This window comes from Rhizobium terricola, from assembly GCF_012927355.1.
Classification (GTDB): Bacteria; Pseudomonadota; Alphaproteobacteria; order Rhizobiales; family Rhizobiaceae; genus Allorhizobium; species Allorhizobium terricola.
The window spans coordinates 555,407-568,297 of sequence record NZ_JABBGK010000001.1; the positions used below are offsets into that span (position 1 = coordinate 555,407).

Sequence of the window (12,891 nt, forward strand, 5' to 3'; positions counted from 1 at the left end):
CCGCTTCGTTTCTTCCCCGCCCTCTCCCTGCTTCGTGCGGGGGGAGGGATCGTCATTTGGATGGAGGGAAACATGAAGGACGAAAGCCAGTCATTGGAACCGCGCGTCACCGCCACGCCGGCAGCGCTTGAATTCCTGGATGAAATCCGGGCCGACCATCCCGACATCCTGTTCCACCAGTCCGGCGGCTGCTGCGACGGTTCCTCGCCGATGTGCTATCCGGCGAGCGAGTACCGGGTCGGCGAGACCGACGTCAAACTCGGCGAGATCGGCGGTGTGCCGTTCTACATCAGCGGTTCGCAGTTCGACGTGTGGAAGCATACCCAGCTGATCATCGACGTCGTGCCGGGGCGAGGGGGCATGTTCTCGCTCGACAACGGACGGGAGCGCCGCTTCCTCACGCGTTCACGGCTGTTTGCCGGCGGCGAGGCCTGCCCGTTGCCAGGCCGTTGAGCAATCGGGTTCAGCGCAGGCCGAGCGCCTCGCAGGCCGCATCGATGATGGCGAGCTTGGCCGACTGCGCGCAGGCATATTCCCTGCGGAATTCCTTCGATACCCACATCACCGAACGGCCGCGCGGCCCTTCCCAGCCGATGCTGCCGATGGCCTCGGCCTCACGCAGCTTGCGGGTCAGATGGGTCCGCGACAGGCGGAAGTATTCGGCCATCTGCGGCACGGACTTCACCTGTGTCGGGACGCGCTCGACGGAGGGATCGGCGGGCTCGATGCCGGCGAGCAACCAGTCCATGACGATGCCGCCATTGTTCAGCCAAGTGAAGAGCGTGAAGGTTTCCGGAGGGGTGCGGATTTCCGGCGCGTTGAGGAATATTTCGGTGATAGCGGGATGCAGGCGGGCCAGGAGCGTAGGATCTGCTTCGTAGGTTTCCAGCCGGCGCCCCTGGTCGAGGCGGTCGAGTGTCCGCAGGTGGATCTTCATCCACTCTCCGACGGCGATGATTGTCTTCTGTGCTGGCCTGATGGGGCGGCTACGCTTGTCCTTGGTGACGATCGGCTCGACGATGCCGTAGACCAGCATTTCCTTGACGAAGGCGTCCGCGGTGTTGGCGCTGGAGATGCGGTGGCGCGTGGCCAGCTCGTAGAAGCTGGCCATCACTATGCAGGGTTCTGCCTCATTCCGAGCCAGCCCCGAAAAGTAGATCGACATGCCGAGATGACCGAGCAGCCAGCGCTGGTGAGTGCCGAATACCGCGGCGAGACGCGGGGCCGTGTCGTGGATATACAGCAGGGCCCGCGACTGATCGCGGATTGCCTCGTGAAGGTCGGGATTGGTGAGAAGCGTGTCGACGGTCAGGGACATGGGGCGCGCGGCTGCCTGAAGGGTTGGGGAGGCGATACTACACCCCGACGTCGCCGTGGTAGCAGCATTGCCAAAGCTTCTCATGGAGCCGTGCGCAGGCCCGGCCAAGGATGTCGGGGAAAGCCGCCGCGCCTCCCAACACGTTCCGCCACAAGGCGGGCAACGGGCGACCAGGCCGCCCGCCGAATTGTCTTAGTCGAACAGGCTCGAAACGGATTCTTCCGCGCTGGTGCGGTTGATCGCTTCGCCGAGCAGGTTCGCGGTGGTCAGCACGCGGATGTTGTGCGCCGACTGCACAGCCGTGGTCGGCTGAATGGAGTCGGTGATCACGAGTTCGCGCAGCTTGGACGAGGTGACGCGGGTCACTGCGCCGCCCGACAGCACGCCGTGCGTGATATAGGCCGTCACGCTGGTCGCGCCGTGCTTCAGAAGCGCTTCGGCCGCGTTGCAGAGCGTGCCCCCGGAATCGACGATGTCGTCGATCAGGATGCAGTCCTTGCCGGTGACGTCGCCGATGACGTTCATGACTTCGGATTCACCCGGACGGTCACGGCGCTTGTCGACGATCGCCAGCAGACAGTCGAGACGCTTGGCGAGCGAGCGGGCGCGAACCACGCCGCCGACGTCCGGCGAAACGACCATGACGTTCTTGGTGTCGTAGCGTTCCTTGACGTCGCGGGCGAGAAGCGGCACGGCGTAGAGGTTGTCGGTCGGGATGTCGAAGAAGCCCTGGATCTGGCCTGCATGCAGGTCGAGGGTGAGAACGCGGTCGGCGCCGGCCTCGGTGATCAGGTTTGCCACCAGTTTGGCCGAGATCGGGGTGCGCGGGCCGGGCTTGCGGTCCTGTCGGGCATAGCCGAAGTAGGGAAGAACTGCCGTGATGCGCCGGGCCGACGAGCGACGGAAGGCGTCGATCATGATCAACAGTTCCATCAGGTGATCGTTGGCCGGGAAGGCCGTCGACTGGACGACGAAGACGTCCTCGCCGCGTACATTTTCCTGGATTTCTACGAAGATTTCCTGGTCTGCGAACCGCCTGACGCTGGCTTTTCCGAGTGGTACGTTGAGATAATTGCAGATTGCCTCGGCGAGCTGCCGGTTCGAATTACCTGCGAAAACCTTCATGTTGGTCCGCCTGTTGTCATGCTGAGATGGGCGCTTTTTAGCGCCCTTCCCCTCGAATGCAAGAGGTTTGGCGAGAATGCTGACCTTTTTCGCGAAAAGAATGTAAACGCGGTGGATCAGGCGCCGTGGGCCTGGCGCCAGCTCATGTATTCCGCAATCGTTTTCGTGCCGATCTGCTGCATGAGCGAGGCCGGTACGCCGGCCCACGGATCGCTGGCGGCGGAGGGGACCTTTTCCTCGCCCTGGATGCGGTGCAGGCGGTTGCCGGTGGCGTCGAGAACGTCCCAGACATAGACGACGGTGATCGCGCTGCCGTCGCCGAAGGCGGAGAGGTAGCCCTTGAGAATGTGTTCGCTTGAGGGATCGCCCGAGCCCTTGATCGTCAGGCCCTTGGCGCGGGCCTCTGCGCCGAGCTGGCGCGACAGCGGCGTGATCGACTGGACCGGTGCGCCGATGATCGGCAGGAAGCGGAGCGTGCCTGATGCGGCAGGCGGCAGTGCCGCGACCTGCCGGGTTTCGGCCGTCTGTGCTGTCGGTGCCGGTTGCACACCAAGTGTTTCCTCGGTCTGGGCCGGGGCCTGCGCCGTCATCCGCGGCTGCTCTGCTGCGAGCGAAGACGGTGGCGCGCCGCCGACGAGCGCGCCATCGAGCGGAGCCGATGCGACCGGGTTCTGGCCGCTTTCGAGTGCGGCGGCCTGGGCTTCGAGGGTATTCTGAGGTGCGGAGGGATAGTAGCCCTGCTCGCCGAGGGGTGCGCTCTGGACCGGGGAGGACTGGGCATAGCTCGCCTGGGGACCGCGGGCCAGCGACAGGTCGTTGTCGCTCACGGCCTGGCCGCCGTCACCGATTTCCATCGGCGGCACCATGCTGGTCTCGGGCGTGTTGCAGGCAGTCAACACGGCCGTCGCGAGCAGGCCAGCCGTCGCAGTTCGGGTTAGTCTCATCGTCCTGCCGTCCTCGTGCCACCTCCCGTGGATTTGATGAGGATAACCTTAAAATCCTATCAATTCCTTAGAGCCCCGGGCATTGAGGACGGACACCTGCCCGGGGAAAAACACGGTCGACCTAGCGGGCCAGCAGTTCGAGCGGGTGGCGGGAGAGGGGGCGGGGGGCCTCGGCGGTCGTCAGATAGGTGTGACCGAGCGTCATCGCCGTATCCCGTTCGCTGTCCATGATGATCATGTGCACGAAGAGGGACATGTCGGGCAGGATCGGCTGCGCGTTTCCGGTGTGGAACATCTGGTGCTCCATCCAGGAGGGCGAGAAGCGGGCGCCGAGCGAGTAGCCGCAGGCGTTCAGGCGATGACGGGCCAATCCGCGCTCGTCCATGATGCGGGCATGGGTCTCGAAGACGTCGCCGAAGGTGTTGCCGGGCCGGAGCACGGTTTCGATCGCCTTGATCGTCTCGTGGCAGGCGGCGTAGAGCTCGCGGTGGCGGGTGGACGGCTCGCCGACGATGATGGTGCGCATCATGGCTGCATGATAATGCGCGCTGGCGCCGGCCCATTCGAGGGTCAGCTGGTCCTTGTCCGAGAGCGTGCGGCGGCCAGCCTTATAGCGGCACAAAAGGGCGTCAGAGCCCGAGCCGATGATGAACTCGTTGGCCGGATAATCGCCGCCGCCGGCCAGGATTGCGCCTTGCATGGCCGCGAGGATCGCGGCCTCGTCGCCGCCGGCACGGATCAGCGGCAGGGCCGCATCGAGCGCGTCGTCGGCGAGGGCCGCCGCCCGCTCGACATAGGCGATTTCCGCCGGGCTCTTCACCAGGCGCAGTTCGCTGACGAGGTAGGATGCGTCGATGATCTCGCAGAAATTGGTAAGCTGGTTGTCCAGCAGCCGGGCGACGCGGCCGGTCATGCCGTGCGTGTCGTATTCGATGCCGATCTTCGCGCCGAGCAGGTCCATCTCGCTCAGCAGGTTGCGCAGGTCCATCGTCGGATCGGCGTTCACCCGGTCGACCCAGATAACGATGTTCTCGATGTTGGAGGTGTGCTTGGCCTGGCGCAGGTCCGCCGAGCGGGTCAGAAGCGTCATCGAGCCGTCGGCCTTGACGATCAGCGTCTGGAAGAAGCAGTAGCCGAAGGTATCGTAGCCGGTCAGCCAGTACATGCTCTCCTGGGCGAAGAGCAGCATGGCGTCGAGCTTTTCCTCCGCCATCCGGGCGGTCAGCCGCTCGAGACGCGTGGCGTATTCGCTGGCATCAAAATGCAGCGCCATGTCAGTCCTCCATAATGGCTATCGCGGAAATCTGTCGTCCGTAGTCGGGTTCGCCGGCATGGGTGGTGCGGCGATAGGAGAAGAAGGTGGCCGGATCGGCATAGGTGCAGATGCCGAGGCTGTCGGCCCGCACGCCCGCGTCGAGGAGCCGTTTCACCGTCAGGCCCTGCAGGTCGAACATGGCGTGCCCGGTCTTGGCCGAGGGCGAGAAGAACCGTTCGAAATCGGGGTTCTCCTTGAGGAAGCGTTCGACGAATTCGGGGCCGACCTCGTAGTTGGCGCCGCTGATGGAGGGACCGAGGGTGGCGGTGATCGCTTCGCGGCGGGCACCGAGCGACTGCATGGCGAGAATGGTGTTTTCCAGCACGCCGCCGAGCGCGCCTTTCCAACCGGCATGGGCGGCGCCGATAATGCCTGCTTCCGCATCGGCGAACAGCACCGGACCGCAATCGGCCGACAGCACGCCGAGAATGACGCCGGGCGTGGCGGTGACGAGCGCGTCTGCGGTCGGGCGGTTGCCGTCATAGGTGGCATCGACCACCACGACGTCCGGGGAATGGACCTGGTGAACCGTGGCCAGCTTCTCCGGGCCAAGGCCGAACCAGCCGCTGACGCGGCGACGGTTCTCATGCACGCTGTCCCTGTCGTCGTTCGAACCGAGCCCGACGTTCAGGCCCCGGTAGATGCCTTCGGAGACGCCGCCTTTGCGGGTGAAGAAACCATGACGGATGCCGTCGCCGGTGGCATTGGCCAGAAGCGGGCTCGTGATTGGTTCGGGCGTGGGATGATCTTGCATTCGCTGCCTCCGAAGCGGCGGGCCGCCGGTCGAGTCGACCGTGTCAGAATTGAAAACACTCTGGAAAAACGAATTCTTCCGCGATTTCAGCCGCGGCGATGTTGGCGCATCGCCGCCGGGGCTGTCAATTGGGCGCCTTGAACGGCGGGAGCGCCACGGTGGGGCTCGAGAATGCCATGACCTTGAAGAGCTCGCCCATGCGGCCCTCTCCGGCGCCGGCGAGGCGCTCGACCGCCTGAATGATGTCGGCCTGCGTCTTATCGTCCTTGCCGCGACCGAGCGAGGCGGCACGGTCCTCGATGCCGAGGCCGACGAGGAAATCGCCCTGATGCATGCAGCCATTGACCTGCACCCCGGTCGCCATGGCGGTGCGGGCGAGGTTCTCGAAGTCGACATGGCTCGTCAGGTCGGCCATGCCGGGATGGGCAAGTGGCGGATCGAACTGGTGGGCGAGCACGGCCTGCAGCGTGTCGCCGTAGCCTGTGACCATGTGGCCGTAATCGATTACCAGTGCACTGCCGCCGCATTTGAGCAGGCGTTGGCAGAGCGTCACCAGCACGGACTGGCGGGCGGGAGATACCTCGAAGATCGTTCCTTCCGGCGGCAGTTCCTGACGCTGGGGCAGGAGGGCGGGGTCGAGGGTGGCGACGCCGGCCGCAAAGCAGAGTTCGCCATCGGAGTCGAGGCCGACCATGCGCTCACGGAAACCGGTCGCGGTGCGGATGAACTGGCGGATCGGGATCGCGTCGAACAGTTCGTTCGCGGCGATCAGCGTGAAACCCTCCGGCACTTCGTCGAAGCTCTCGTGCCAATGGATCTTGTCGCCATGGGCGGACAACGTCTCGCGCTGGACGTTCTGCAGGAAGGCGCTGGTCTCGACCAGATGAAGGCTGGCCGTTTCGTAAAGGGCCGGTGCAATGCGGGCGACGACGCGCAGCATGTCGGCCATCATCGTGCCGCGGCCGGGGCCGATCTCGACCAGCCGCACGTTCTTCGGCTCGCCATGGCGCTGCCAGGCGACGACCATGAAGACGCCGATCATCTCGCCGAACAACTGGCTGATCTCCGGCGCGGTGACGAAGTCGCCGGCGCGGCCGAAGGGATTGCGTGTCTTGTAGTACCCGTGTTCTGGATCGGCGAGGCACAGGGCGAAGAAATCCGTCACGCTGATCGGACCGTTGGTGAGGATCAGGGACTTGATCTTGCGGGCGAGGGCAGTCGTCATCGCGGGCGCCTCCTCATTCTCGTCCGGTGGGCTGCGCGGCGGCGCGGCGTGCCCGCACCAGCGCCCACAGGCCGACGGCCAGCATCGGCAATGACAGGACCATTCCCATGGTCAGCCAGCCGCCGGCCAGGTAGCCGAGCTGCGGATCGGGTTCGCGGAAAAATTCGACCGTGATGCGCGCCAGGGCATAGAGGCTGACGAAGCAGCCCGTGACCAGGCCCGGGGAGCGGAAACCGCGGAAGACCCGGCCGACGATCTGCAGCACGACGAAGATCACCAGGCCTTCGAGCAGGGCTTCATAGAGCTGGCTCGGATGGCGCGGAAAGGGACCCCCGGTCGGGAATGCCATGGCCCACGGCACATCCGAGGGGCGGCCCCAGAGTTCACCATTGATGAAGTTGGCGATGCGCCCGAACAGGAGACCGAGCGGGGCGACGCTCGCGACGATGTCGAACAGGCTCCACAGCGGGATCGCATGACGGCGGGCGAAGAAGACCATTGCCAGCGTGGCGCCGAGGAAACCGCCATGGAAGGACATGCCGCCGTTCCAGATCTCGATCGCGCGCAGCGGGTTCGCGGCGACGGAGGCGAAATCGTAGAACAGGATGTAGCCGATGCGGCCGCCGAGCACGATGCCGAGCGCCACCCAGAGAAGGAAGTCATCGAGATGGGCGGCGGTGCAGGGCGGGGTGTCGTTCGGCCAGAGGCCCGGTTTCAGCAGCATGCGGCGGGCGATGAACCAGCCCAGCATGATGCCGGCGACATAGGCGAGGCCATACCAGTGAATCGCCAGGGGGCCGATGGAAACGGCCACCGGATCGATCGCCGGAAACGTCAGGATGGAAAGGAATTCGGCGGCAGTCGGCAAGGTTGCTCTTTCTTTGATGCAGCCGGAAAATGGCGTTCCGAAAAGGCACGGTCAAGATGGAATCGTCTCGCGCGCTGCCGCGTGCGAAAAGATGCCGCGTGAAAATCGCTTGCAACGACCGGGCCGAATGCCTACCTCAAATTCCAGCACCGAGGACGCCGTCCAGGGATCGAACGCAAGAGGAGTCAAAGCCATGTCGACGGGCCCGAACCGTATAATGGACGAATTTGCCAAGCTGATGACCGATGCGGCCGGCGCGGCTCAGGGCGTGCGCAAGGAAATGGAAACGGCCTTCCATTCGCAGGCGGAACGCTGGCTGAACAGCATGGACGTCGTGAAGCGCGAAGAGTTCGAAGCCGTGCGCGAAATGGCGATCAAGGCCCGCGACGAGAACGACGCGCTGCTGAAGCGCATCGAGGCGCTCGAAGCGAAGCTCGCAGCCAAGGGCAAGTCCGCCTGAACCGATGCGGCGGATCCGCCGATCCGCCTGCCAAGGTTCGCGGTCGCGAATCCACGGATTTTTGATGGCCCGGTGCGGTGTTCCGTATCGGGCCATTTTCGTCGGTGCCGATGACGGTGGCTGGGACTTGGCCGCCGTTCATACATGTTATTTTTCCACATGCCGGCCACGCGAAAAAAGCCAATCGGCAGAGTCGCTTATGAGCTTGTGCACAGGTGCTGCCGCAACTGCTGTCCACAGACGTGTCGGCCAAAACGCGGGCCGGGGGCTGGTACTTGGTCTTCGCCATTATACACTGATTTTAAATGATGATTCGAAACGGACCTACGCAAGTTTCGGGCAGGGTGAGTGTTGTACCCTGGGGTCCAAAGGGAATCATTCCCAGTGTTGTTCCCGGTAAATTTGTCTGTGTTTTTCGGTGTCTCCACTCGAATATCGCATTCATCCCGGTCAAGAAGGTGCCGCATGAGCCTGATGCAATTGGAATTCGAACGACAGTCCAACCCGGTCGACATGATCGAATTCGTGGCCTCGAACAATGACTGGTCGTTCGAACGTTCCGGCGAAGACGAACTCGCCATGACGGTCGAGGGCCGCTGGGCGGACTACCAGGTGTCCTTCTCGTGGATGGAAGAGTTCGAAGCGCTGCATCTTGCATCGGCTTTCGACCTGAAGATCCCGGAAAGCCGCGTCAACGAAGTCATTCGGCTGCTTTCGTTCATCAACGGCCAGGTGCTGATGGGGCATTTCGACCTGTGGCGCAACGAGGACGTGGTGATCTTCCGGCAGTCCCTGCTGCTTGCCGGCGGGGCCGAACCGACCAACCGTCAGGTCGAGGTTCTGCTTTCGAGCGCGGTCGATGCCTGCGAAGCCTATTTCCAGGCCTTCCAATTCGTGGTTTGGTCGGGGATGGACGCCAAGAGCGCAATGGACGCCGTCCTTTTCGAAACGGCCGGAGAAGCTTGAGCATGAGCAGTACGACGATGGGGCATGTGGTGCTCGTCGGAGCGGGGAACATGGGCGGTGCCATGCTCTCCGGTTGGTTGAAGAGCGGCGTGCCTGGATCGTCGGTGACCGTGATCGATCCGGGTCCCTCGGCATCGATGATGGCGCAGATCAACGAGGCGGGAGCAACCTATTCGAAGGAGGTCCCGGCCGACCTGAAGGCCGGCATCTTGTTCCTCGCGGTCAAGCCGCAGGTGATGGAAGCCGTTCTGCCGCCGCTGAAGCCGCTCGTCGGGCCCGATACCGTCGTGGTCTCCGTTGCCGCCGGCAAGACGCTTTCCTTCATGGAGACCCATCTCGGCAAGGCAGCCATGGTGCGCGCCATGCCGAACACGCCGGCGATGATCGGCCGCGGCGTGACCGGGGCCTTCGCCAACCCGGCGGTCAATGCCGATCAGCGCGATATCGTCCATCGTCTTCTCAAGGTTTCGGGACCGGTCGAATGGCTGGACAGCGAAGACCAGATCAATGCTGTGACGGCCGTCTCTGGAAGTGGGCCGGCATATGTTTTCTATCTCGTGGAGTGCATGGCTGAGGCGGGCCGTAAAGCGGGCCTGCAGGCGGACCTGGCCATGCGCCTCGCACGGGAAACTGTCGCGGGGGCTGGTGAATTGCTTCACCAGTCCCCCGACGCTGCCTCCAGGCTTCGCCAGAACGTGACATCGCCGGCCGGTACGACGGCTGCGGCACTTTCGGTGCTGATGGCGGATGACGGAATGCAGCCGCTGTTCGACAAGGCGATCGAGGCGGCTCGTGTGCGCGCCGAGGAACTGGCCGGATGAGCGGGCAGGACGCGCTTCAGCCAGAAATCAGCTATGCGGATTTCGAGAAGGTGGACATCCGGGTCGGCACGGTGATCGAGGCCGAGCCTTTTCCCGAGGCCCGCAAGCCGGCCATCAAGATCAAGATCGACTTCGGGCCGGATATCGGCGTGAAGAAATCTTCGGCGCAGATCACGGTGCACTATAGCCCGGAGAGCCTCGTCGGCCGGCAGGTGCTCGGCGTGGTCAATTTTCCGCCGCGCCAGATCGGTCCCTTCCGGTCAGAGGTTCTGACACTCGGCTTTGCCGATGCCGAGGGTGCCATCGTGCTCGCTGCCGTCGAGCAGGCCGTTCCGAACGGCCGGAAGATGATGTGACCGCTTCGCCGCGGCGTCAGTGGATGTCGCGGCTTTCCGGATCGCCCAGCGTGAAATGATGGAACACCGCCTCGAAGCCGGCGCGCTGCGGGGAGCAGGCCATCACGCCGACATCCAGATGATCGAACTCCGCCGGGAAGCCGGCGAGGCGGGCCATTTGCCAGGGCAGGGCCGGCTCCGTGCGATATTGCACGAAGAGCGCATCGCCGAGCCGGCTTGCCTTCAGGTCCAGGGTCGAGATCGGCGCCGGCAGGGCGAAGGCTGACCAGTCGGAACGGCCCTCTACCGTCACGACCGTGCTGAGGTGGCACCGCCCGTCGGTGTATTCGATGCCGCACTTCATCCAGTTTCGCGCGTCGCGCCGTATCATCAGGCCGGCTTGGTCGTAGAGCGTCTCATAGCGGCCGGAAAAGCGGGTCTCGGCGGTGAAGTCGCCGGCGCGGGATCTGTGCAGGAAATGACCGTTGTCGCGGTGGAAGCCGTAATAGGTCTGCTGCCAGAAATCGGTTTCGCTGCCGGTGACAAGGCGCAGGCCGTCCGTCGTGCTCTCGCTGAGCGGCGGCGGATTGAGCCAGGAAAGCGCGTTCCAGTCGGTGGACATCTGTAACCTTTCCCGTCGTTCGTGGTCAGGCGGGGACGCGGATGGTGGCCCGCAGTCCGCCGAGCGGGCTGTCGCTCAGGGTGACATTGCCGCCGTGGCTGCGGGCGATGTCGCGGGCGATCGCCAGGCCGAGGCCGGTGCCGGAGGCATCAAGGTTGCGCGCCTCGTCCAGGCGGAAGAACGGCTTGAAGACGTCGTCGCGGTAATCGGGCGGGATGCCCGGGCCGTCATCGTCGAGAACGATGGTCAGCCACTTGGCACTGTGCTTCGCCTCGATCTCCAGCCGGTCGGCATAGCGGCGGCTGTTGGAGGCGAGGTTGGTGACGAGGCGGGTGAAGGCGTTCGGCCGCACCGCGATCTCCTCGTCACCCTCGATGCTGTAGGTGAGCGATTTGCCATGCAGGTCGAAATCGGCCTTGAGCTTGTCGAAGAGTTCGCCAAGCCTGAGCTTGCCGAGATCTTCTTCCGCCTCGCCACGGGCAAAGGCCATGTAGCCCTCGAGCATGCTCTGCATGTCATCGACGTCCTGGTTCAGCACTTCAAGATCCGGGATGTCGCCGGCGAGCGCCAGCTGCAGCTTGAAACGGGTCAGGATGGTGCGCAGGTCATGGCTGACGCCGGTCAGCATGGCGGTGCGCTGTTCCATCTGCCGTTCGATGCGCTCGCGCATCAGGATGAAGGCAAGACCGGCGCGTCGGACTTCGTCGGCCCCGCGCGGGCTGAAATCCTCTGGCGGCTTCTGGCCCTTGCCGAAGCTCTCTGCCGCCCGGGCGAGCGACAGGATCGGTCGGATCTGGCCGCGCAGGAAGAGGATCGAGATGACGATCAGGACGAGAGAGGTGCCCACCATCCACAACAGGAAGATATGGGTATTCGAGGCGTAGGCCGAATTGCGCTGGGCGTAGATGCGCAGCACGCCCTCACCAAGGGCGATGCGGATTTCGACCAGCCGGGAATCGCCGACGGTGTCGATCCAGAAGGGTTTGCCGATCTGGGCCTCGATCTGGTCGCTGAGGATCTGGTCGAGGATGGAGAAGAAGGGTTTGGGCCTTGCTGCGGGAAGTTCGCCGCCCGGGTCCATCGAGATCGTCATGTTCAGCTTTTCGCGGGCGATGCGCACGACGTTCTGGAGGTCCTTCTCTCCGGGATAGGCCTCGATCAATGCGATGATGGCGGCAATGTCGCGCGTGACTGCGCCCGACATACGTTGCGTCACCATCTGCCAGTGCCGCTCCATGAATACCGAGGCGAGAACCGTCTGGAGGATCAGCATGGGGAGGATGATGATGAGCAGCGAGCGGGCGTAGAGGCCGGTCGGCAGCCGATGCCGGATCCAGCGCGGCAGGCTGCGGAGGCCCGCGAAGGAGCGATCCTGGTCCCTGCGTATGCTGTCGAACAGCGTCATCGTCGCTCGCTTCCCTTCCGTGCCGGCGGGTCAGTCCATGCTCAGGCGGTAGCCGATGCCGCGGACCGTCTGAAGCCACACTGGATTGGCCGGATCGTCCTCGATCTTGCGGCGCAGACGGTTGATCTGCACGTCGATGGTCCGCTCGCCGACCTCGGTGTCGTTACCGATCAGTTCGTGCCGCGGAATGGTTTCGCCCGCCCGCGTCGCGAACAGCATCATGATCTCCTGTTCGCGGTCGGTGAGCTTGATGACCTCCGGCCCGCGCTTCAGTTCCTTGCGCAGTATGGAGAAGCTATACGGCCCGAACATGACCTGCTCGATCTTCGGCTGATCGGTGTTCAGGTTGCGCTTCAGGATGTTGTTGATCCGCAGCACCAGTTCGCGGGGATCGAAGGGCTTGGCGAGATAGTCATCGGCACCGGCTTCGAGACCGGCAATGCGCGATTCCGCTTCGGACCGGGCCGTCAGCAGGATGACGGGGATCGCCTTATCGGCTGCAAGGCTCCGCGTCAGCGACAGGCCGGATTCGCCCGGCATCATCACGTCGAGCACGAGAAGGTCGAAATGCAGGCCCTCGAGCTTGCGCCGGGCCTCGGCCGCGTCCGCGGCGACGGTCACGCGAAAACCCTGTTCGGTCAGGTAGCGGTGAAGCAGGTCGCGGATGCGGGTGTCGTCATCGACGACGAGAAGGTGGGGTGCGTCGTCGGGGATGAAGATCTTCCTCGCCATC

The 12,891-nt window shown here is 64.1% G+C and carries 15 protein-coding genes; 5 read left to right on the forward strand and 10 right to left on the reverse strand.

The features are described from left to right. Nucleotides 1–72 precede the first annotated feature (72 nt). A complete protein-coding gene (locus HHL25_RS02540; RefSeq protein WP_169586958.1) occupies nucleotides 73–453 on the forward strand; it encodes a DUF779 domain-containing protein in 381 nt (126 codons plus the stop codon). 10 nt (nucleotides 454–463) lie between these two features. Here the strand turns inward: HHL25_RS02540 and HHL25_RS02545 are convergent, their stop codons facing one another. From HHL25_RS02545 to lgt, 7 genes are all read right to left on the reverse strand, one after another. Then, a complete protein-coding gene (locus HHL25_RS02545) occupies nucleotides 464–1,318 on the reverse strand; it encodes a hypothetical protein (RefSeq protein ID WP_169586960.1) in 855 nt (284 codons plus the stop codon). Nucleotides 1,319–1,510: 192 nt separating this feature from the next. Beyond that, nucleotides 1,511–2,443 (reverse strand): ribose-phosphate pyrophosphokinase, encoded by a 933-nt coding sequence (locus HHL25_RS02550; RefSeq protein WP_169586962.1) that lies wholly within the window; start codon nucleotides 2,441–2,443, stop codon nucleotides 1,511–1,513. Nucleotides 2,444–2,559: 116 nt separating this feature from the next. Next, complete coding sequence (locus HHL25_RS02555; protein ID WP_169586963.1) at nucleotides 2,560–3,387, reverse strand: hypothetical protein; 828 nt, start codon at nucleotides 3,385–3,387, stop codon at nucleotides 2,560–2,562. Nucleotides 3,388–3,508: 121 nt separating this feature from the next. Continuing rightward, nucleotides 3,509–4,660, reverse strand: coding sequence for a M24 family metallopeptidase (locus HHL25_RS02560; protein ID WP_169586965.1), 1,152 nt, complete (start codon nucleotides 4,658–4,660; stop codon nucleotides 3,509–3,511). 1 nt (nucleotide 4,661) lies between these two features. Then, nucleotides 4,662–5,456, reverse strand: coding sequence for a peptidoglycan editing factor PgeF (gene pgeF, locus HHL25_RS02565; RefSeq protein ID WP_169586967.1), 795 nt, complete (start codon nucleotides 5,454–5,456; stop codon nucleotides 4,662–4,664). Between the two features lie 124 nt (nucleotides 5,457–5,580). Continuing rightward, nucleotides 5,581–6,681 carry a class I SAM-dependent methyltransferase gene (locus tag HHL25_RS02570; RefSeq protein ID WP_169586969.1) on the reverse strand — a complete coding sequence of 367 codons (1,101 nt, stop codon included), beginning with the start codon at nucleotides 6,679–6,681 and terminating at the stop codon, nucleotides 5,581–5,583. Nucleotides 6,682–6,694: 13 nt separating this feature from the next. After that, nucleotides 6,695–7,549, reverse strand: coding sequence for a prolipoprotein diacylglyceryl transferase (lgt, locus tag HHL25_RS02575; protein ID WP_246701675.1), 855 nt, complete (start codon nucleotides 7,547–7,549; stop codon nucleotides 6,695–6,697). A 193-nt stretch (nucleotides 7,550–7,742) separates the two neighbouring features. Between lgt and HHL25_RS02580 the strand changes: the two genes are divergently transcribed. The 4 genes from HHL25_RS02580 (at nucleotide 7,743) to HHL25_RS02595 (ending at nucleotide 10,152) form a co-directional block, all read left to right on the forward strand. Next, a complete protein-coding gene (locus tag HHL25_RS02580; RefSeq protein WP_169586971.1) occupies nucleotides 7,743–8,009 on the forward strand; it encodes an accessory factor UbiK family protein in 267 nt (88 codons plus the stop codon). 465 nt (nucleotides 8,010–8,474) lie between these two features. Continuing rightward, on the forward strand, nucleotides 8,475–8,975 hold the full coding sequence (locus HHL25_RS02585) for a type III secretion system chaperone family protein (RefSeq protein ID WP_169586973.1): 501 nt from the start codon (nucleotides 8,475–8,477) through the stop codon (nucleotides 8,973–8,975). 2 nt (nucleotides 8,976–8,977) lie between these two features. Then, nucleotides 8,978–9,796 carry a pyrroline-5-carboxylate reductase gene (gene proC / locus HHL25_RS02590; protein WP_169586975.1) on the forward strand — a complete coding sequence of 273 codons (819 nt, stop codon included), beginning with the start codon at nucleotides 8,978–8,980 and terminating at the stop codon, nucleotides 9,794–9,796. Next, a complete protein-coding gene (locus HHL25_RS02595; protein ID WP_169586976.1) occupies nucleotides 9,793–10,152 on the forward strand; it encodes a tRNA-binding protein in 360 nt (119 codons plus the stop codon). Before proC ends, HHL25_RS02595 begins: the two co-directional genes overlap by 4 nt. Before the next feature lie 16 nt (nucleotides 10,153–10,168). Here the strand turns inward: HHL25_RS02595 and HHL25_RS02600 are convergent, their stop codons facing one another. Genes HHL25_RS02600 through HHL25_RS02610 form a run of 3 tightly spaced genes read right to left on the reverse strand, consistent with a single transcriptional unit; the run spans nucleotide 10,169 to nucleotide 12,890 of the window. After that, nucleotides 10,169–10,753 (reverse strand): DUF1349 domain-containing protein, encoded by a 585-nt coding sequence (locus HHL25_RS02600; RefSeq protein ID WP_169586978.1) that lies wholly within the window; start codon nucleotides 10,751–10,753, stop codon nucleotides 10,169–10,171. A gap of 25 nt (nucleotides 10,754–10,778) precedes the next feature. Then, nucleotides 10,779–12,158 carry an ATP-binding protein gene (locus tag HHL25_RS02605; protein WP_169586980.1) on the reverse strand — a complete coding sequence of 460 codons (1,380 nt, stop codon included), beginning with the start codon at nucleotides 12,156–12,158 and terminating at the stop codon, nucleotides 10,779–10,781. 30 nt (nucleotides 12,159–12,188) lie between these two features. After that, entirely contained in the window at nucleotides 12,189–12,890 is a 702-nt protein-coding gene (locus HHL25_RS02610) for a response regulator (RefSeq protein ID WP_169586982.1), read from the reverse strand. Nucleotide 12,891 lies beyond the last annotated feature (1 nt).